General features: G+C 61.6%; 16 protein-coding genes. 12 read left to right on the forward strand and 4 right to left on the reverse strand.

Annotation, left to right across the window (positions count from 1 at the left end):
* The first annotated feature begins 1 nt into the window (after position 1).
* Positions 2-571 (forward strand): L,D-transpeptidase family protein, encoded by a 570-nt coding sequence (locus ACNA1V_RS03340; protein ID WP_415832164.1) that lies wholly within the window; start codon positions 2-4, stop codon positions 569-571.
* Between the two features lie 78 nt (positions 572-649).
* On the opposite strand, the gene rsmI is transcribed toward ACNA1V_RS03340, so the two are convergent.
* Positions 650-1,606 (reverse strand): 16S rRNA (cytidine(1402)-2'-O)-methyltransferase, encoded by a 957-nt coding sequence (gene rsmI, locus ACNA1V_RS03345; protein WP_415832165.1) that lies wholly within the window; start codon positions 1,604-1,606, stop codon positions 650-652.
* On the opposite strand from rsmI, the gene ACNA1V_RS03350 reads away from it, so the two are divergent.
* The 11 genes from ACNA1V_RS03350 (at position 1,594) to ACNA1V_RS03400 (ending at position 15,464) form a co-directional block, all read left to right on the forward strand.
* Positions 1,594-2,157: a YraN family protein gene (locus tag ACNA1V_RS03350; protein WP_415832166.1), complete on the forward strand. Its 564-nt coding sequence runs from the start codon at positions 1,594-1,596 to the stop codon at positions 2,155-2,157. The two genes, rsmI and ACNA1V_RS03350, sit on opposite strands and share 13 nt — an antisense overlap.
* A gap of 285 nt (positions 2,158-2,442) precedes the next feature.
* A complete protein-coding gene (locus ACNA1V_RS03355) occupies positions 2,443-5,868 on the forward strand; it encodes a TonB-dependent receptor domain-containing protein (RefSeq protein WP_415832167.1) in 3,426 nt (1,141 codons plus the stop codon).
* 65 nt (positions 5,869-5,933) lie between these two features.
* Positions 5,934-6,902: a Slam-dependent surface lipoprotein gene (locus ACNA1V_RS03360; RefSeq protein ID WP_415832168.1), complete on the forward strand. Its 969-nt coding sequence runs from the start codon at positions 5,934-5,936 to the stop codon at positions 6,900-6,902.
* Between the two features lie 98 nt (positions 6,903-7,000).
* Positions 7,001-8,476 (forward strand): surface lipoprotein assembly modifier, encoded by a 1,476-nt coding sequence (locus ACNA1V_RS03365; RefSeq protein WP_415832169.1) that lies wholly within the window; start codon positions 7,001-7,003, stop codon positions 8,474-8,476.
* 148 nt (positions 8,477-8,624) lie between these two features.
* The gene (locus ACNA1V_RS03370) at positions 8,625-9,662 is read left to right on the forward strand and encodes an ABC transporter substrate-binding protein (RefSeq protein WP_415832170.1); all 1,038 of its coding nucleotides are present in this window, start codon (positions 8,625-8,627) and stop codon (positions 9,660-9,662) included.
* Positions 9,663-10,060: 398 nt separating this feature from the next.
* On the forward strand, positions 10,061-10,849 hold the full coding sequence (locus ACNA1V_RS03375; RefSeq protein ID WP_415832171.1) for an ABC transporter permease: 789 nt from the start codon (positions 10,061-10,063) through the stop codon (positions 10,847-10,849).
* Positions 10,846-11,679: an ABC transporter ATP-binding protein gene (locus ACNA1V_RS03380; protein ID WP_415832172.1), complete on the forward strand. Its 834-nt coding sequence runs from the start codon at positions 10,846-10,848 to the stop codon at positions 11,677-11,679. Before ACNA1V_RS03375 ends, ACNA1V_RS03380 begins: the two co-directional genes overlap by 4 nt.
* Positions 11,670-12,986 (forward strand): NnrS family protein, encoded by a 1,317-nt coding sequence (locus tag ACNA1V_RS03385; RefSeq protein ID WP_415832173.1) that lies wholly within the window; start codon positions 11,670-11,672, stop codon positions 12,984-12,986. Before ACNA1V_RS03380 ends, ACNA1V_RS03385 begins: the two co-directional genes overlap by 10 nt.
* 223 nt (positions 12,987-13,209) lie before the next feature.
* Positions 13,210-13,977 (forward strand): Crp/Fnr family transcriptional regulator, encoded by a 768-nt coding sequence (locus ACNA1V_RS03390; protein WP_415832174.1) that lies wholly within the window; start codon positions 13,210-13,212, stop codon positions 13,975-13,977.
* 165 nt (positions 13,978-14,142) lie between these two features.
* A complete protein-coding gene (locus ACNA1V_RS03395) occupies positions 14,143-14,736 on the forward strand; it encodes a phosphoheptose isomerase (RefSeq protein ID WP_415832175.1) in 594 nt (197 codons plus the stop codon).
* Positions 14,733-15,464 (forward strand): BON domain-containing protein, encoded by a 732-nt coding sequence (locus ACNA1V_RS03400; protein ID WP_415832176.1) that lies wholly within the window; start codon positions 14,733-14,735, stop codon positions 15,462-15,464. The genes ACNA1V_RS03395 and ACNA1V_RS03400 overlap by 4 nt, the downstream gene beginning before the upstream one ends.
* Positions 15,465-15,600: 136 nt before the next feature.
* On the opposite strand, the gene ACNA1V_RS03405 is transcribed toward ACNA1V_RS03400, so the two are convergent.
* From ACNA1V_RS03405 to ACNA1V_RS03415, 3 genes are all read right to left on the reverse strand, one after another.
* Positions 15,601-16,389, reverse strand: coding sequence for a MetQ/NlpA family ABC transporter substrate-binding protein (locus ACNA1V_RS03405; protein ID WP_415832177.1), 789 nt, complete (start codon positions 16,387-16,389; stop codon positions 15,601-15,603).
* A 127-nt stretch (positions 16,390-16,516) separates the two neighbouring features.
* Entirely contained in the window at positions 16,517-17,206 is a 690-nt protein-coding gene (locus tag ACNA1V_RS03410; RefSeq protein ID WP_415832178.1) for a methionine ABC transporter permease, read from the reverse strand.
* Positions 17,203-18,234, reverse strand: coding sequence for a methionine ABC transporter ATP-binding protein (locus ACNA1V_RS03415; protein WP_415832179.1), 1,032 nt, complete (start codon positions 18,232-18,234; stop codon positions 17,203-17,205). The genes ACNA1V_RS03410 and ACNA1V_RS03415 overlap by 4 nt, the downstream gene beginning before the upstream one ends.
* Between the last annotated feature and the right edge of the window lie 273 nt (positions 18,235-18,507).

The following is an 18,507-nucleotide window of genomic DNA, read 5'->3' on the forward strand; positions in this document are numbered from 1 at the left end:
CATGACGCCCGTACGCCGGTTCCGGCAACGCCTGTTGCCCTGCCTGATCCTGCTTGCCCTGCTGGCGCTGGCCACATTCGGCTATACGCGCATCATGGGCCGGGTCGCGCCCGGCGTGCCCCCCGTTGCCGAACAAGGCGCCCCACAAGCCGATCTGGTACGTGTCTATAAGTCCGCCAGGCGCCTGGAGCTCTGGCAGGGCGCTACCCTGCTCGCCAGCTACCGCATCGCGCTTGGCGGCGCGCCTGACGCCGGACACAAGCAACAGGAAGGCGACCAGCGCACGCCAGAAGGCAGATATGTGATCGACTGGCGCAACCCGCGCTCGCGCGCTTACCTGAGCCTGCACATTTCCTACCCCAACGCACAGGATCGCCAGGCTGCGGCTGCCGCCGGCTACCCACCTGGCGGCGATATCATGATCCACGGCCTGCCCAACGGCTGGGGCGCTCTCGGCCCCATCCATCATTGGTGGGACTGGACGGACGGCTGCATCGGCGTCAGCAACAACGATATGCGGGAAATCTGGTCCCAGGTTCCCAACGGCACCGCCATCGAAATCGAAGCCTGAGCGCAAGCCAGGGTGGACAATTCCGGCACTTGCCGGCTTCCCTGGCCGCCCGGAGCGCGTCACACTCGCGCCATGGCCTCAATCCGCTTCGTTCTTGCGCTGCAAGGCGCGACGATAAATCGCGTCGCGGTCGCCCCCTGTCACCTTCTGCGCCACCTTCACCGCGTCGCGCAGCGACAGGCTCTCCAGCAACGCATCCAGCAGCGTATCCAGGGCTGGGTCGCCCGCCTCGGCCGCCTCGTCGTCGTCATCCACAGCGGCTGCCGCGCTTTCATGCAGGATCAGCACGAACTCACCCTGGCCGCGATGCGGCTGGGCTTCCAGCCAGGCCTGTGCCTCGGCAGCCGGCACCGTCGCCACTTCCTCGAAACGCTTGCTCAATTCGCGGGCAATCGTTACCCGCCGCTGCGGGCCGGCGATCTCCAGCACATCGGCCAGGGTCGCCTTGAGCCGGTGCGGCGACTCGAAAAACACCACAGGCGCGGCCAACGCGGCCCAGCGGCGCAGCCAGCGCTGGCGCGCCATGCTTTTGTGCGGCGCAAAGCCGGCGAAAGCAAACGCCGGGTTTTCATCCGACGTCGCGCCGCTGGCCATCAAGGCGGCGATCACCGCGCTCGGGCCCGGCACCGGCACCACCTGATACCCCGCTTCCCGCACGGCACGCACCACGCGCGCGCCGGGGTCGCTGACGGCTGGCGCGCCCGCGTCAGACACCAGGGCCACCCGCTGCCCAGCCGCCAGGCGTTCCAGAATATCCTGCGCCGCGCTGGCCTCATTGTGGCGATGCGCCGACATCAAGGGCGTGGACAGGCCCCAGGCGTCGAACAGGGTGCGGGTCACGCGGGTATCCTCGGCCGCCACCACATCGACCTTGGCCAGCGTCTGCCAGGCCCGCACGCTCAAATCGCCCAGATTACCGATGGGTGTGGCCACCACATACAGGGCGGCGGCAGGCCAATGCTGCGCCATCACCTTCTCGGCGGCACGCAGCCAGGCCGAAGGCGCGGATAGGGAAATATCGGATGTCTCGTTCATCCCGCGAGGATACTATTTTCAGCGATGCCGCGTATGCCCCGCTCTGGCAACAGCTGGAGAAAGCCCAGGGCCGGGCGCGGCGCAACCGCAAGCGGCGGCTGGCGCGGCAACACGCTGCACGCCTTGAGGCCATCTCGGACCCCACGCCGCCCCCGGCGCCAGACCAGGCGCCACGTCATGCCCGGCAAGGCAGCCCTGCCCGCCAGCGCGGCAACCGCGCAGAAGACCGCGCCCTGGCGCACCTGCAAGCGGCCGGGCTGGTACTGCTGGCGCGCAACCTGCAATGCCGCGCCGGAGAAATCGACCTCGTCATGCGCGACGGCCAGGAACTGGTCTTCGTGGAAGTCCGCCAGCGCAGTCATAGCCGCCATGGCGGCGCGGCGGCCAGCGTGGATGCTGGCAAGCAAAGGCGTCTGCTGGCCACCGCAGCGTGGTTTCTCCCTCAGATCAGACGAGCTCATTTCCCTAGCCGTGAACCAGGCTGCCGCTTTGATGTGCTGGCTGTGGACGGCCACACCATCCACTGGCTGAAAAGCGCCTTCCTCAGCTGACGCCTAGTGCAAACGCAGCCCCCAGGCATCTCCACCGGCACTCAGGTTCATGGACCTGAACCATTACGCGCGCCACGAACACGACAATATTTTCCGGAAATTGACAAAAATCATCGGCCAGAACCGTAACAGATTTGAGAATTGCACTCATTCTCTGATTGGGAATTGCCTGATTTGAAAGCTTGGGCGTGGTGACGACCGCTTTTCCACGCTCCCGCCACACCCCCCCGATTCCGCGCCCGTTTGATCGACTTCCAATCATCGCGGGACAACACCAGATAGAACATGTCTTCAGAACATTGCTCCCCGCCCAAACTCCTGGCCCTTCTCATTGCCGGCCTCGGCTGCGTATCCGGCGGTTTGCCAGCCGTTTCCGCCCAGCCATTGACTGCGGACATCCAGACGGCTGAACAGCAAAATCCGCGACCGGCGCCCGAAAAACGCGTTCAGCCTCATCAGGATCACCAGGAACCCTCCGACGGCGTCACCCAGCTAAATGCTGTCGAAGTCGTCGCCCCCGAACGCACGGACGACGAAAAAGGCGCGGACGATGTCTTCCACAAGAACGTCTCGAACGTTTACATGGGCAAGGAAGAAATCGAGCGCTACCGCATCGACGCAGCGGGAGACGTGCTCAAGGGCCTCAACGGCGTGTACAACATGAACACCCGCACCGCGGGCGGCGCCATCACGCCGAATATCCGCGGCATTTCCGGAAAGGGACGCATCCCCGTCACCATAGACGGCACGGAACAAACCGTAGATGTCTGGCAGAACAACTATGGCGTCGGTGACCGCAACTACGTCGATCCCGCCCTGTTCCGCAGCATCGCCGTCGATAAGAGCCCGGATCTCAGCCGCAATATGAAGCCGGGCGTCGGCGGCTCCATTGCCATTCGCACCATCGAAGCCAGCGACATCGTCAAAAACGGCGACACCTGGGCACTGCAGCTCAAGCTGGAAGGTGCAAACAATACGATCAAGCCACAGAACAAGCTTGACCAATTCCTGGGCAAAGACTATCGCCGCGTCGGAGGCACCGCCGATGGCGCCGGCGGCGGTTTCCAAAACGGTGAGTTAAGCCCTTACGCCTTGCTCATGGATGACGTCGAAGCCCCCAGAGACAAGGGCAGCGCCGACAATTGGCGTTTCGGTGGCGACAAGTCGGCCATGCTTACAGCAGCATTCCAGACGGATATCACCGATGGTCTGCTGAGTTACGCCTACCGCAACAAGGGCAATTATTTCGCCGGCAAGAACGGCGTGGGCGATTATCTGGACAATCCGATCTACGACATGGACAACTGCGGTATCGACTGCAAAAGTTCAGCCGCCTTTGTCCCCAACATGGGAGAGATGTATCCGGCCGGTGCGGAAGTCTTCAACAGCAATACCCGTACCGAAACACTGCTGGCCAAGAACAACTGGCACTTCGGCGACAACCAGAAACTCAGCCTGCAATACATGCGCACGGATGTGCGATTCGGCGAGATCAATCCATTTCAGTCCACCTGGGCGCTGAATTTCTATGAATTGAATCCTGACTTCATCGACCAGCCCAAACCGCCACAAACCCAGAACATAGACTCCAAGATACGCTCGGATACCTGGAAGCTAGGGTACGAATTCAAACCCGAAGACAACCGCTGGGTCGATCTTGAGGCCAGTCTCTGGCGCGTCAAAACCGACAGCGTCCGTCATCAGAGCGGTGGCATGTCCCTGGCGGTCAATACGCCCGACACCATGCACGATGCCTGGTACTGGTGCAATGTACGCAATACGACGCCATGGAATATGGCTGAATCTACTTGCGAAGAACTGGGCGATATGTGGGGCTTCGACAAAAGCACCACGCTGGACGAAATCATCGCTGAATCCGATGCCATCTTCGGCACCGAAGGCAAGAAGATCATTTCCGGCGCACAGCAAACCACCCAGGTGACGCGCAACGGCGCCAATCTCAGCAATCGCTTCAAGTTATCGCCCAACTTCAATTTGACCCTGGGCGCAGACATCCAGCGCGAGAAACTCGGGGAAGAAAGCACCATCATCAACAGTGACGACCTTTTCAACATCTACGGCACTGTCACCGGACTGGCCAAACTTGCCGGGCCGCGCAGCGGCAAAAGGCAGGAATGGGGCATGACCATGACGACGGACTGGCAGCCAGTTTCCTGGCTCAATGTCCAGGCTGGCGTGCGCTATACCCGCTTCAAGGGCGAAGACACGGCAATGTCCGAAGAACGGCAACAACGCAACGAACAGTTCGCCTGGGGCGGGGGCTTCAACGAATATATCGACGCCTACTCCCTGCCGTATTGGGAAATCGGCTCTGCGGAGTTCAAGGCGGATTATGAAAACCATATGGATCTCTTTGACCAATGGGCGAACACTATCGGAAAAGATAACCCTTTAGGCGATCCCGCAGCCGCCCAACGCCTTCAGGAGTCACATAATGCGTTCCACAAGCAATATGGGGTAAGTACTTCTTCCGTCCGGTCAAACTCGCAGAACGGACAGACGATTTACTACCAGTTCCGCCCCGACATCATCATTCCATTTCGCAACGGGAAACCGGATAGTTCGGCGTCAACTTTGACGCCAGGCATGTTCGATGAAAAAGTCAGCACGCCTCAGGCAACGGAAGGCGAATACTACAAATACCTGATTGGCGGCCAACAGCCTGGATCCATCACCTACGAAGAATGGAAGCTGCTCCCTAGCACTACCCGCCAAGTCACGACCGCCGCAGGGGAGTTCAACCCTAACGGAGGTAGCTCCGAAGCGTTGAAAGCCATCACCCGACCCATCACCGACGACCAGAAGTGGGCCCGGCCAGAAAAACTGAAAGGCGATGCCTGGGCGCCCATGCTGGCGCTGACCGTTTCGCTCAGCCCACAACAACGCCTGTTTGCCCGCTATGCGGAAATGACGCGTTTTCCGAGTATTTACGAGGCCACGTCCACTGCCATCGACGGGCTGGTCAGCATGCCTACTGCGCCTGGCTTCGACCTCAAGCCGGAACGCAGCCAGAACTGGGAAATAGGCTATGCCTTCGATTTCACCCCGTACTGGGACAAGCTGGATTATGGCGACATCCGCCTGAGCTACTTCAGCAACACGATCAGAAATGTCATTGATACGACCGAAGCGCGGCGCATCACGCAATATGACAAGAAGATCGTCAAAGGGCTGGAGTTTCAAAGCCGTATCGACACTGGCGGCTTCTTTGCTTCTGCCGGCGTCACCTACCGCCTGAAAAACGTCACCTGCGATGCCGATACCGCATTTGCCTTTGATATGTACCTGGGCCGCATTCCCGACTGCATAGAAGGCGGATTTGGCGTCACGCGTTTCTACCAGTCCCAGCAACCCAAGTATTCGATCAATGTGGACCTGGGTACGCGCCTGCTGGATCGCAAGCTTGAACTGGGCGTGCGCGGCATTTATCACAGCGATGTCAAAACCAGCCAATACGACCGCCTGCTGCAACAAGGGCTGGCCGACATCTTCACCTTCACTGGCAAGCCTTACCACTGGCGCCCCACGCTGCTGCTGGATGCCTATGGCCGTTATCGGATCAACGACACCCTGTCGGTCAATGCCAGTGTCACCAACCTGACCAACCGCTACTACCTGGACCCGATGTCCAACGTCGCTGCGCCTGGTCCTGGCCGCACCGTCATGCTGGGCATGCAAGCCCTGTTCTGAACCGTCTTTTGCCGGTTTTCAAACGCAAAACCGGATGCTTACCCACTCTCACAAGGAAGCCTGTCATGATGTCCAAAACCATCCTGTCCGTCGTTCTGCTCGGTGCCTTTGTGCCTGCCCATGCGGCGGTCACCGGTGGCACCAGCAATGCCGCCAGTGTTGCCCCGCAAGCCTCGACTGCACTCCCCTTCGGCGCCAATAAGCCGGGGCTCTCGCTCAATGGATCTTCACTGGTCATCAACCTGAAAGACGGCCCGATTCATCACATTGCCAAGAAGTACAGCAACACGCCCATCAATAGCTCGCTGAGTGCCAGCGTGGACGGGTTGGCCAACCCGAAGTACCTGACGCTCAAGGATGTCAACGCCGTCGCCGGCCTGTTCACCAACCCGACCCTGGGCCAGATCTGGTACGAACAGCGCAGCCCGAATGAAGCCGTGGCAGGACAACAAACGGCCATCTTCGGGGTGTACAGCATCCGCCAGATCGCCAACCCGGCTCTGCCAGCCGCACCGAAATTCGGTGGTCTGGTGATCGCCGAGGTTCCCAACCTGCCTGCAGGCACGGCCGTCTATTTCGGCGAATGGGGACCACGCGCCGGCAATCCCAGCACGGGCTCCGATACCAATCTCAACCTGAATACGGCAGACCACACGGTGTGGTATGTCGGTGAAAACGCAACCGGCAGCACCAAGCACCTCAGCACGGCAAGCTATGCCGTGCTGGGGGTCAATCAGCACGTTCCCGGCCAGAATGATTTCTTCCAGGGGCAACTGGACGCCACCTTCGGCAATCAAGCCGAGGGCAGCCTGAATGGCGCATTGACCCGGGTGTCCAACAGCAGCGATGTGGTCGCATTCGATAACGTCACCATCAACAACAACGACGGGACTTTCTTCAAGGACGCCGCCGGCAACCGGATCATTTCCGGCCAATTCTTCGGGCCTAATGCCGACGCGTTGGCAGGCTATGCCACCCGCGGCACCAGCAACCCTGCCGATGATGTCGCCTTCGGCGGCAACAGGGTCCAATAAACCGGGCTGCCCAAGCCACACCGGTCCCGCCCACATGGCGGGGCCTGTCCCGACTCAGGAAAGCGACACTCGCCGCAGCCGCCCTCTTTGCCTCGCAGATGACCCGTCCGCTCCCCAAGCTGTTCCTGGCCTGCCTTCTCGCCTGCCCTTACTTTTCCGCCTGCGCCGACGACGACGATACCCGTTTCCTGCTGAACACCACGCAACAGCAACTGCGTGTCGAACAACAACGGGACTGGGCGCACGCCGATACGCCGGCAGGGGAAAGACGCCTGATCATCGAAGGCCAGGAATATCGTGTCGCAGAAGATGCTGCCGGCCTGGCATTGGGTATCTTCTATGCCATCAACCTGCAGCAGTGGGATAAAGTCGAGGAATTCCTTTCGAAGTACCGTCTGTTGGCAGCCAGCCGAAAAGAAGTGATCCTGCTGGCCGAAGGCCTGCATGCCCGCGCACGAGGCGATACCGCAACTGCGCTGGAGCGCCTGCGGCGCGCCAAGCTTGCCGCCCCCGGCGACACCCGTATCCGCCTGGAACTTGCGCGGCTTTATGCCGAGGACTATCAGAGCCACGAAGCCATCGAACAATTCGAAGCCGTAAGGGCCGAGGACATTCCGCCTGAAACCCGCAGCACCATCGACACCTACATTGCCGCCGTCGCTCAACGCAACCGCTGGCACGGCTCACTCAGCATCGGTAGCGGCTACAGCAACAACATCAACCAGGCCAATGGTGCGCAACGCTGCGTCGTCCAGATCCTGCAGCAATGCTTCGTCACCGAATCCCTGCCCGCACCGGTGTCATCGTCCTTCCTGAACTACCAGCTTTCCCTGCAGAAACGCATTGCGCTGGGCGGCCATCACAACCTGCTGCTCCGCCCGCTGCTCTACGGCACCCGATATCACAAAGAAGACAACCAAAGCACTTTTCTCAAGGACAGCAGCGACAACACCACCGTGCTCTATGCCGGCTACAACTACAAAAACGCCAGCACGGAGTTTGCCGTCTCTCCCTACTTCGAGCACTATTACCGGGGCACACACACCCATTACACAGCACCCGGCCTGGAACTCAGTTTGTCGCATGACCTGAACCGCCGCTGGACACTGAATGCCCAGGCCAACAGCAAGCGCTACCATTACTCGGACGCGGAAAAGTTGTACTTCTCGGACTACACGCAGTCCTCGGCCGGCCTGGGAGCCAGCTTTCAATTGTCTGCCACGGGGTCCCTGTTCGCAGGGGTCGATTGGACCCGCCGCCGCTACCCCTGGGCGGCCGCCAGCAGCAAGGACCAGGCCTGGCGCATCGGCCTGTTCAAATATTTCGACAGCGGCTTTTACCTCAATGCCATGGCGCTCTATCGTGACAGCCGCTATGACGAGCGCACCTTCCTGTCGGACAACCCGCGTAAGGACATTCAGAAAATGCTGATCGCCACGCTGGGCATGCCACGCTGGCGCATCGGCAACGTTTATCCGGAAATCCGCTTCAAAAGGCTGATCAACGATAGCAACATCATCCACTATCAATATCGTCAAAGCGAAGCATCACTCAATTTCAAGTACATCTTCTGAGCCCTGGCAGACCTGGCAAACCGGCCTTCGACTGCACACCCAACAGCATCCAAAACAGCTCCCACAACAGCGGGAATGATAATTGTCATTGTCTTTCACGCCATGACGCGCCACACTGCGACGCATCAAGGCTTTCCATCCAGACATCATGCATCGCCCGTTTCCACACCCGCAACGCCGCCGTTTGCTGCTGTCCCTGGCATTGGCGCCTGCTGCGACAGCACTGCCCTGGCATACCCATGCCTCGGAAGCCGCTGCACCTGCCCGCTACCCTATCCTGACCCTCTCCGGCCCGCCCGCGACTGTCACCCTGCCGTTGCTGCACATGCTGGAAACCAATCCGCTGGCCGATGTTGCCGAAAAACTGGTGTTCAAGCCCTGGCGCGATCCCGACCAGCTGCGTGTCATAGCCATCGAGCAAAGCGCGGATTTCATTGCGGCGCCTTCCAATGTGGCAGCCAATCTGTATAACCGCGGCGTGCCGCTGCAACTGCTGAATGTGTCCGTCTGGGGCATGCTGGCGCTGGTGTCGCGCACGCCAGGCCGCCATACGCTGGCAGACTTCAAGGGCGAAGAAATCGCCATGCCGTTTCGCGCCGACATGCCCGATATCCTGTTCCAGCTCCTGGCACGCGCGCAGGGGCTGGACCCGCAGCGCGATTTCAAGCTGCGTTATGTGGCCTCGCCCATGGATGCAGCGCAATTGCTGATCACTCGCCGGGTCGATCATGCGCTGCTGGCCGAACCTGCCGTTTCCATGGTGCTGGCGAAGTCGCAGTCTTTTCCTGCCAATGTCATTGCGCCCGACCTGTACCGCAGCGTGGATCTGCAACAGGAATGGGGCCGGCTGCTGCAGCGCGAACCGCGTATTCCGCAAGCCGGTATCGCCGTGCTGGGCCAGGCCGCGCAGGACCCGGCCCTGCTGGCGCGTTTCAACGCCGCCTATGCCGATTCGCACGCCTGGTGCCTCGCCAACCCGGACGCCTGCGGCGAGCTGGCGGAAAAGTATATCGACCTGCTGCGCGCCGATGCCGTCGCGGACGCCCTGCGCCATACCCCCGGCTATCTGACCAGCGCCGCCCAGGCACGCCCGGAACTGGAATTCTTTTACCAAACGCTGCTGGAACAGAATCCGCAAATGGTGGGCGGCAAATTGCCCGACGACGGCTTTTATTACACCCCGTAACCCCCCACGGCCAGACTGGAACTCAGTACCGACACCCAGCCAGGCGCCATGCCGCCTGGCCGCCGCCCTGGCATGCCGGACGCCCTCGGGATGGCCTGCTCTATATGGCCTGCCTGTATGACCATGCTGCATGGGGCTGGCCCAGCGTACGGGATACGCGCACAAGACCGCTCGCCTCCGGCTGCCCTGCCCGGGCCACAGTCAAAAATAGTCGGCCACTGTCCGGCCAATGATAATTATCATTGGCGTTGCATGCCCGATCTGGTGACATGGCAGGTTTACTTACCTGTCCGGTATTTTCCCTGCGCCATTCCTGTGTCCATGCCTTCATGCCAGGCCTCTTCATGTCAGACCTCCTCATGCCTGCCTTTCTTTAGCGTCAACAGGCCGTCCACGTCATGACCTTATTCCGCCGTCTGCTGGCCGCTGTGCTGGCCTATCTCTGGAGTGGCTGGGGCGCCATCGCCAGCCTGTGCCTGTTCGCCGCCGCCTGGGAATGGGCAGCGCTGGCCTATGGTCCGCTGATCCTGCCCGCGCCGGGCGCAGTGCTGGCCTCGCTGGCCCAGTTGCTGGATACGTTTCCGGCCTGGGAAACACTGGCCATCTCGGCGCGCCGCGCCATGGCAGGCTTCACGCTGGCCCTGGTGGCAGGCAGCCTGCTGGGTCTGCTGGCCGGGTTGTCCATGACCGCCGCCATGGCCTCGCGGCCGCTGGTCACGCTGCTGGTCGGCATGCCGCCCATCGCCTGGCTGGTACTGGCCATGCTGTGGTTCGGCAGCGGCGACCTGACCCCAATTTTCACGGTGTTCATCGCCTGCGTGCCCATCGTGTTCGCCGCTGCCATGCAGGGCGCGCGCACCTTGGGCAATGAGCTGAAGGACATGGCGCGGGCCTATCGCATGCCCTGGCACATGATGCTCACCGATCTGTATCTGCCGCACATGCTGTCCTATCTGTTCCCTGCCTGGATTACGGCGCTGGGTTCGTCCTGGAAAGTCGTGGTGATGGCAGAGCTGCTGAGTTCGTCCGACGGCGTGGGCGCGGCACTGGCCGCCGCACGCTCCCATCTGGATACCGTCGCAACACTGTCCTGGATCGCCGCCATCCTGGGCCTGCTGCTGGCCGTGGAATACCTGCTGCTGGAACCCATCAAGCGCCAGGTGGAACGCTGGAGGCCGCAAGCATGAACTGTTCCTGTCAGGTGCCCGCAGAAACAACCCCCATGCCGCCCGCCGCTGCGCCTTTGCTGCATCTGCAGGGCATCCATCACCGCTATGCGCTCACCGACGCGCTGGTGGGCGTGGATTTCGCCATGCAGGCCAGCGAAACCGTTGCGCTGATCGGCCCATCCGGCTGCGGCAAGAGCACGATGATGCATATCGTGGCCGGCCTGCTGCAAGCCTCGCACGGCAAGGTCGTCAATCGCGCCATCAGCATCGGCTGCGTCTTCCAGGATGCCCGGCTGCTACCCTGGAAACGCGTGCTGGAAAATATCGCGCTGGGCCTGCGTGCCCGTGGCGTATCACGGGTCGCCAGGATGCGGCATGCCGCTGCGCTGGCCGCCCGGATGGAGCTATCAGTCAACGATTACCGCAAGTTTCCGCACGAACTGTCCGGCGGCATGCAAAGCCGCGTCGCCCTGGCCCGCGCGCTGGCCATAGACCCGGATCTGCTGCTGCTAGACGAACCGTTTTCAGCGCTGGATATCGGCCTGAAAACCGAGATGTACCGGCTGCTGCGCGAATATGTGGATGAACGCGGCTGCGCGGTGCTGATGATTACCCACGACCTGATGGAAGCCGTCCGGCTGGCCGATCGCATCATCATGATGGCACCTTCGCCCGGCCGCATCGTTTATGCACATGCCCTCGCCACCCCGCGCACGCAGCGCGACGACGCCTGGATTTACCAAACCGCCGGCGCCTTGATGCAGCTGCCCGAGGTTCGCCAGGGCTTCGAGCTGGAGCCCGCAACCGACCTGCCGCCCATCGTTCACCAGGGACACTCATGCGCCTGAACCCGCCCCAGGCCCTGCTCGCCCGCTGCCTTCGGCCGATGCTGGCCCACCCGGTGCTGACCTGCGCCTTCCGGCCGTTTTTCCTTTTGACCGCCATCAGCGGCGCCCTGCTGCTGCTTCTTTGGCTGGCATCTGCCACCCCATTGCCGCTGTTCGCCTGGCTGCGCCAGACCATGCCCGGCGGCGGCACGGCCTGGCATGCCCATGAGCTGATCTACGGCTATGGCATGGCTGCCGTCGCCGGTTTCCTGCTGGTGGCCGTGCCCGAATTCACGCAAACACCGGCATTCTCACGCGCCAGGGCTGCCACCCTGGCCCTGCTCTGGCTGCTGGCCCGGCTGGCCTACCTGGCCGCACCCATCTGGCCCTTCGGCCTGGGGCTGTGGCCCGCCTTGCTGTGCAATCTGGCCCTGGGGCTGCTGCTTGCCGCGACGGTCCTGCCGCCGCTGCTACGTGCGTCCGGGCGCGGCCAGTCCGGCTTTGCCTGGGGCTTGATCTGCTTGCTGCCGCTACAGGCCGGCTTCTTTGCCGCGTCGCTCATGCATGGCGATGGCATGCGCTGGCTGCATGCCGCTGTCGGCGCGTTGATGGCCCTGATCATTGTGGCGGCCAGCCGCATTTCCATGCGCATCGTCAATAGCCGTATCCATGAAGGCCGGCTGCTGGACCCCTTGCCGGAAACACCGTTGTACCTGGCCCGGCCGCCACGCCGCAATTTTGCCATTTTCACCATCGCGCTGTGCGCAGCGCTGGAATTCCTGCAAGTCGCGCCCACGGTGCTGGGCTGGTGCGCGCTGGCCGCCTGCGCCGCCATGCTGAACCTGCTCAACGACTGGCATGTCGGCCGGCCCTTGCTGACCCGCTGGGCGCTGATGCTGTACGCCTGCTACTGGCTGATGGCGCTGGGCTACGGCCTGATGGGCGCGCACTGGCTGGGCTTGCCGGGCGCCTTGTCGGCCGGGCGCCATCTGCTGATGATAGGCGGCATGGGGCTGTCCATTTTCGCGGTCATGTGCATCGCCGGGCGTTTCCACAGCGGGCATTGGCTGGATCAACGGCGCTGGATACCGCTGAGCGCCATCGCCTTGTGCGCTGCCGCCCTGCTGCGGGCCTGGGCCGGCCTGACGGCCTCGCCGCTGGTGCAGCACCTGACACTGGCCGCGTCCGGCCTGCTTTGGGTGGCCGTGTTCTCCGCCTATGCGGTGTACTTCTGGCCCATTCTGATGCGTCCCCGCACAGACGGTCTGGAAGGCTGCGCCGAACCACTCGGTGATGAGCACGGCGGCGCTCCGCACCAATGCGGATAACGTTCCCGCCACGATCCCACCGGGATGGCGCTCAGGCAACACCTGCTGCACCAGCAGAAGTTGCCGCCCCGACAACAAGCACTGGCGGCGCCCCCTTCAAATGAATAGTTCTTATTTCCTACCCAAGCCACGCTATTCATGCCAAAATCAACGTCCCACCAGGCATCCCTAGCGCAGCCACGCCACCCAGGCCGGGCTGCGTCCTCGCCACCGCGATACGGACATGGCCTTGATTGACGACACCTCGTTTGCCACACTGACTGCCCATCCCTTGTTCCGGCCACTGACGGAAGCAGGGTGCCGGCAACTGGCAGCGGAAGCATCCACCTTCCGCTTCAATACGGGCGAACATGTTTTCCATACCGGCGGCCCGGCGGAGTCCTTCTATCTGATCAAGGAAGGCAGCATACGGCTGTACCGGCCCAACCACGAAGGCAACGAGAAAGTCTTCCAGATCCTCCACGGCGGTGATCTGGTGGCCGAGACCGCCATGTTTGCCGAGCCCTGCCTGTACCCGCTGTCGGCCCAGGCGGAAAGCGCCGCCACGCTCTACCGCTTTTCCCGCGACGGTCTGCTGGCGCTGGCACGGCGGCACAATGAATTCTGCATGCATCTGCTGGCCACGATGTCCGCCCGCATCTACCAGGCGGTCAACCGCATCGACCATCTCACCGTCGGCAATGCCAGCCAGCGCCTGGTCATGTACCTGCTGGATCTGTGCCGTGAACAGCGCAGCCGGCGCATCCACTTTCCGGTATCCAATCATGCACTGGCGCGCCAGCTCAATATCACGCCCGAGACCTTGTCACGCCAGCTCAATCATTTCAAGCGCACCGGCCTGATGGACGGCAAGAACCGCGACTGGATCCTGCTCGACCTCGATGCCCTGCACCTGGCGGTCGGTCTGCCCTCGCCAGGAAAAGCCATGCGCGAGCAGTTCCAGGTGACCGACCTTGGCGGCAATCTGTTCGGTTGCTGCAACTTCCGCTAGCTCCCCCGGAAAGCCGCTGCAACCGATGCTCACGCACAAACTTTACGCAATGCTCACCAACAGACACAGTCGGGTTGTAGTACAGTGGCTCCCTGATGTGCCGCATCGTCCGCGCGAGGCGCGTGGTCTGCCGTACGCACCGGTTTTTGCATTGGAAGTCGCCACATGAACATGAGCTCGCGCGTCCGTGCGCATTTTGAAGCCAATATTGCCGCCACCCAGGCCAGCATGGATGTGCTGACCGAACCCGTGGCGCTGGGCGTCGATATTCTCTTCAACGCCCTGGTCAATAACAGCAAGATCCTGGCCTGCGGCAATGGCGGTTCGGCCGCCGATGCCCAGCACTTCATCGCCGAACTTGTGGGCCGGTTCGAGCGTGAACGCCTGCCACTGGCCGGTGTTGCGCTCAACACCGATACGTCCATCATGACAGCCGTCGGCAACGACTATGGCTTTGAACATGTCTTCGAGCGCCAGGTCCAAGCGCTGGGCCAGCCCGGCGATGTGCTGGTGGCCATCACCACCAGCGGCAATTCCGCCAATGTCCTGCTGGCTGTCGAAGCCGCCCGCGAGCGCGAGATGCGCGTCATTGCCCTGACTGGCAAGGACGGCGGTTCCATGCACGATCTGCTGTCCACCGATGATGTTCACCTGTGCGTTCCCAATGACCGCACCATGCGTATCCAGGAAGTCCACATAGTGTTGCTGCATGCCCTGTGCGACGGCATTGACGCCCTGCTGCTCGGAGACCCGGAATGAAACAAACACCGCTGCGCGCCTGCCTTTGCGCTCTGCTGCTGAGTTCCACCCTGCTGTCTGCCTGCGCGCCGCTGATCATCGGCGGCGCGGCGGCAGGCACGGCGCTGGTGGCAACTGATCGCCGTACCGCTGGCACACAGCTGGAAGACAAGAACATCGACCTCAAGGTCGATCAAGTGCTGGTCAAGGAATTCGATAATGACACCGTACGTGTGATCAGCACGGTGTATCTGGGCAAGGTTCTGCTGACCGGTGAGGTGCCCGACGCCGCGATGAAAGCGAAGATCGTCGATCGCATCAGCAAGGTGGAAAACGTGCGCGGCGTACTGGATTACATGGTCGTGGCCGAACCCATGACCCTGGGCCAACGCACAGATGACAACTGGCTGGGCTCCAAGGTACGCACCGCCCTGCTGCGCACCAAGGGCGTGCCGTCACGCACCATCGTCAGCACGACGGAGCGCGGCGTGGTCTATCTGATGGGCCGCGTCACCCAGACCGAAGGCGCCTACGCAGCCGCTGCTGCCGCACGCGTGAGCGGCGTGCAGCAAGTCATCAAGCTGTTCGACTACGTCACACCGGAAGAAGCCATCGCCCTGGACAACGCCAACGGGTCCCCCGAGGCTGACAAGCAACAGCCGGCTGACACGGCAGCGCCCACCGCGCCGGCCAGCAATACGCTGCCCGCCCCGATCAATGACGGTCCCGAGGTCATGGCCATCGACTGACGGCCGAGCCCCCAGGATTGGTTCGATATCCGCTGCATGAAAAAATGGCCCGGCGCATGAAGCGCCGGGCCATTTTCCTTGGTGGACGCAAGCGGCTGTCCTGCCCGCCTGCCTGTCCTTCAGGGCAATGCGCCGATCAGAATGCCGGCACCACGGCACCCTTGTACTTTTCGACCAGGAAAGCCTTCACTTCCGGCGTCTGCAGCGTTTCCACCAGTTTGATCACATCCGGATTGCTGGCGTTTTCAGGACGCACGGCAACCAGGTTGGCATAGGGAGAATCCTTGTCTTCCAGGAACAACGCATCTTCCAGGGGGTTCAGACCGGCTTCCAGCGCGTAGTTGGTGTTGATCAGTGCCAGATCCACGTCAGCCAACACGCGTGCCAGGGTAGCGGCTTCGAGTTCACGGAACTTCAGCTTCTTGGGGTTCTCGACAACATCACGCGCAGTTGCCAGGATGTTCGTCGGATCCTTCAGCTTGATCAGGCCTTGTTGCTGCAGCAGTACCAGCGCACGCCCGCCGTTGGACGGATCATTGGGCAGCGCAACGGTAGCGCCGTCGCGCAGTTCGCTCAGATTCTTGATCTTGCTGGAATAGCCACCAAACGGCTCAACATGCACCAGCGCCACCGAGACCAGATCCGTGCCGTGATCCTTGTTGAAGCTGTCCAGATAAGGCTTGTGCTGGAAGTAGTTGGCGTCGATATTCTTTTCGAAGACCTGCTGATTGGGCTGGATGTAGTCCGTGAACACCTTGATGTCCAGGTCCACGCCTTCCTTGGCCAGGGTAGGCTTGATGAACTCCAGCACTTCGGCATGCGGCGTCGGCGTGGCGGCGATGGACAGCTTGCCGGCGTGGGCAGCACCTGCGGCCACGGAGAAAACGGCGGCCAGCAGGGCAGAACGGATCAGGGTCGATTTCATGATGAAGCTCCTTGAAAACCAGATTAAAGGTACGCTTATGACAAACTAAAAAACAGACAAAGACAGCACCCGCGCCCCGCTGCATGCGGCAGGCGCAGCGCTACCCGGTCATCCGGGCAGCGACACATCAACGGCGCTGCAAACGGCGCACCAGGCTATCGCCAAATACCTGCATGGCCTGCACCAGCGCCACCAGGATAATGACCGTGGCCCACATCACATCGCTTTGGTAGCGTTGATAGCCGAAACGCAATGCCAGATCACCCAGGCCGCCGCCACCAATCACGCCCGACATGGCGGAATAACCGACCAGCGTGATGGCCGTCACGACAATCGCGGCCACGATGCCGGTACGCGCTTCGGGCAGCAATACCCAGAATACGGTTTCCCGCGTGTTGGCTCCCATGGAGCGGCTGGCCTCCAGCACACCCGGATCCAGCTCGCGCAATACATTTTCAACCAGCCGCCCGAAGAAGGGTGCAGCGCTGACCACCAGTGGCGGAATCACGCCAGGCACCCCCAAAGCCGACCCCATGATGATGCGCGTCAAGGGAATCATCAGGATCAACAAAATCAGGAAAGGCACGGAACGCAGCACGTTCACCACCAGCGACAAGACCTGATACGTTCCACGCTGCTCGAGCATCTGCCCGGGGCTCAGCAGGAACAACAGGACGCCCAGCGGCAAACCCAGCAACACCGTAAACACCAGGGAGGCGCCCGTCATCGTCAGCGTTTCTACCGTCGCCCAGCCGATCAGTTCCCAATCCAGTCCAGCCAGCAATGACCAGAAGCCTTGCACATCCGCTCCGTTCATCGCAGCACCTCGTATTCAATCCCGGTTTCTTCCAGCTTTCCTGCCAGCGCTTGCCAACCTGCATCGGCGCCACTCACGGCCAGCACCAGTTGCCCATAGGGCTCGTCCTTGATACGGCCGACGGTCCCCTGCAGGATGGATAGATCCAGCGCCAGTTCGCGGCTGACCTGGCTCAGGAACGGCGTCAGCGTCGTTTCGCCACGGAAGCTCAGGCGTACCACGCGGCTGCCGTCAGCCGCCTGCTGCACCAGCTCGCGCCAGCCATCGGCATCCTGGCCACTTTCCGCCAGCAAGGAACGGGTCACATCATGCTGAGGGTGCAGGAATACATCGAGCACATCCCCTTGCTCCACCACCTGCCCCGCTTCCAGCACCGCCACACGATTGCAGACGGCACGGATCACATCCATGCCATGCGTGATCAGCACAATGGTCAGGCCCAGCTGGCGATTGATGTCCGTCAGCAGACGCAAAATCGACTGCGTGGTTTCCGGATCCAGGGCGGAAGTCGCTTCATCACACAGCAGCAGCTCCGGCCGATTCGCCAGCGCGCGTGCAATGCCTACCCGCTGACGCTGACCACCAGACAACTGCGCAGGGAATTTGTCACGGTGGCTTTCCAAGCCGACCAGTGCCAACACCTCATCGGCGCGGCGCTCGCGCTCCGCCCGGGGCATGCCCGCCAGACGCAACGGAAAGCAGACATTTTCCAGCACAGTGCTGGAGGCCAGCAGATTGAAGTGCTGGAACACCATGCCGATACGCTGGCGCAACTGCCGCAGGCCGGTTCCTTGCAGCTGAGTAATGTCCTGGCCATCCAGAATGACCTTGCCCGCGCTGGGACGCTCCAGCAGGTTGAGCAAGCGTATCAGCGTGCTTTTCCCTGCGCCCGAGCGCCCGATAATGCCAAAGACTTCGCCCCGGCGGATATGCAGGTTTATGCCGCGCAAGGCATGGTAGCCCTGGGCATCGGCCTGCCGGCCGGGCGCTGGCGGATAAACCTTTTCAATGTTTTCTAGATGGATCACAACAGTAATAGCATCAAAAGGCATAAAGAGGCTTTTGACCCCCTTATTTGCCTTATTTGGGAAGCAGAAGCGCAGATTACCTGAAAAGCCCCGCAAAGCCCAAAACACATCTGGTTGTTAGCTAAGAACCAAAAAAGTAATAAGCGAGCGAAATAACCTATTCATCCAGGCATAAACACCACTGACTGACGCCAGACCGGCTTGCAGCACCACCGACCTAGGACAAATGGCAAGACGCGCCACGGCTCGGCCCCCAGGTCTGTATCGGCGATA

The organism is Kerstersia similis (genome assembly GCF_965139615.1).
In the GTDB taxonomy this organism is placed as follows: Bacteria; Pseudomonadota; Gammaproteobacteria; order Burkholderiales; family Burkholderiaceae_B; genus Kerstersia; species Kerstersia similis.

What these genes read in the sequence shown, in the direction of transcription:
- ACNA1V_RS03405 (WP_415832177.1), bottom strand. Translation starts at nt 16,389, where the DNA reads ATGAAATCGACCCTGATCCGTTCTGCCCTGCTGGCCGCCGTTTTCTCC.
- ACNA1V_RS03380 (WP_415832172.1), top strand. Translation starts at nt 10,846, where the DNA reads ATGAACTGTTCCTGTCAGGTGCCCGCAGAAACAACCCCCATGCCGCCC.
- ACNA1V_RS03410 (WP_415832178.1), bottom strand. Translation starts at nt 17,206, where the DNA reads ATGAACGGAGCGGATGTGCAAGGCTTCTGGTCATTGCTGGCTGGACTG.
- ACNA1V_RS03365 (WP_415832169.1), top strand. Translation starts at nt 7,001, where the DNA reads ATGACCCGTCCGCTCCCCAAGCTGTTCCTGGCCTGCCTTCTCGCCTGC.
- ACNA1V_RS03360 (WP_415832168.1), top strand. Translation starts at nt 5,934, where the DNA reads ATGATGTCCAAAACCATCCTGTCCGTCGTTCTGCTCGGTGCCTTTGTG.
- rsmI (WP_415832165.1), bottom strand. Translation starts at nt 1,606, where the DNA reads ATGAACGAGACATCCGATATTTCCCTATCCGCGCCTTCGGCCTGGCTG.
- ACNA1V_RS03340 (WP_415832164.1), top strand. Translation starts at nt 2, where the DNA reads ATGACGCCCGTACGCCGGTTCCGGCAACGCCTGTTGCCCTGCCTGATC.
- ACNA1V_RS03385 (WP_415832173.1), top strand. Translation starts at nt 11,670, where the DNA reads ATGCGCCTGAACCCGCCCCAGGCCCTGCTCGCCCGCTGCCTTCGGCCG.
- ACNA1V_RS03375 (WP_415832171.1), top strand. Translation starts at nt 10,061, where the DNA reads ATGACCTTATTCCGCCGTCTGCTGGCCGCTGTGCTGGCCTATCTCTGG.
- ACNA1V_RS03350 (WP_415832166.1), top strand. Translation starts at nt 1,594, where the DNA reads ATGTCTCGTTCATCCCGCGAGGATACTATTTTCAGCGATGCCGCGTAT.
- ACNA1V_RS03390 (WP_415832174.1), top strand. Translation starts at nt 13,210, where the DNA reads ATGGCCTTGATTGACGACACCTCGTTTGCCACACTGACTGCCCATCCC.
- ACNA1V_RS03395 (WP_415832175.1), top strand. Translation starts at nt 14,143, where the DNA reads ATGAACATGAGCTCGCGCGTCCGTGCGCATTTTGAAGCCAATATTGCC.
- ACNA1V_RS03355 (WP_415832167.1), top strand. Translation starts at nt 2,443, where the DNA reads ATGTCTTCAGAACATTGCTCCCCGCCCAAACTCCTGGCCCTTCTCATT.
- ACNA1V_RS03400 (WP_415832176.1), top strand. Translation starts at nt 14,733, where the DNA reads ATGAAACAAACACCGCTGCGCGCCTGCCTTTGCGCTCTGCTGCTGAGT.
- ACNA1V_RS03370 (WP_415832170.1), top strand. Translation starts at nt 8,625, where the DNA reads ATGCATCGCCCGTTTCCACACCCGCAACGCCGCCGTTTGCTGCTGTCC.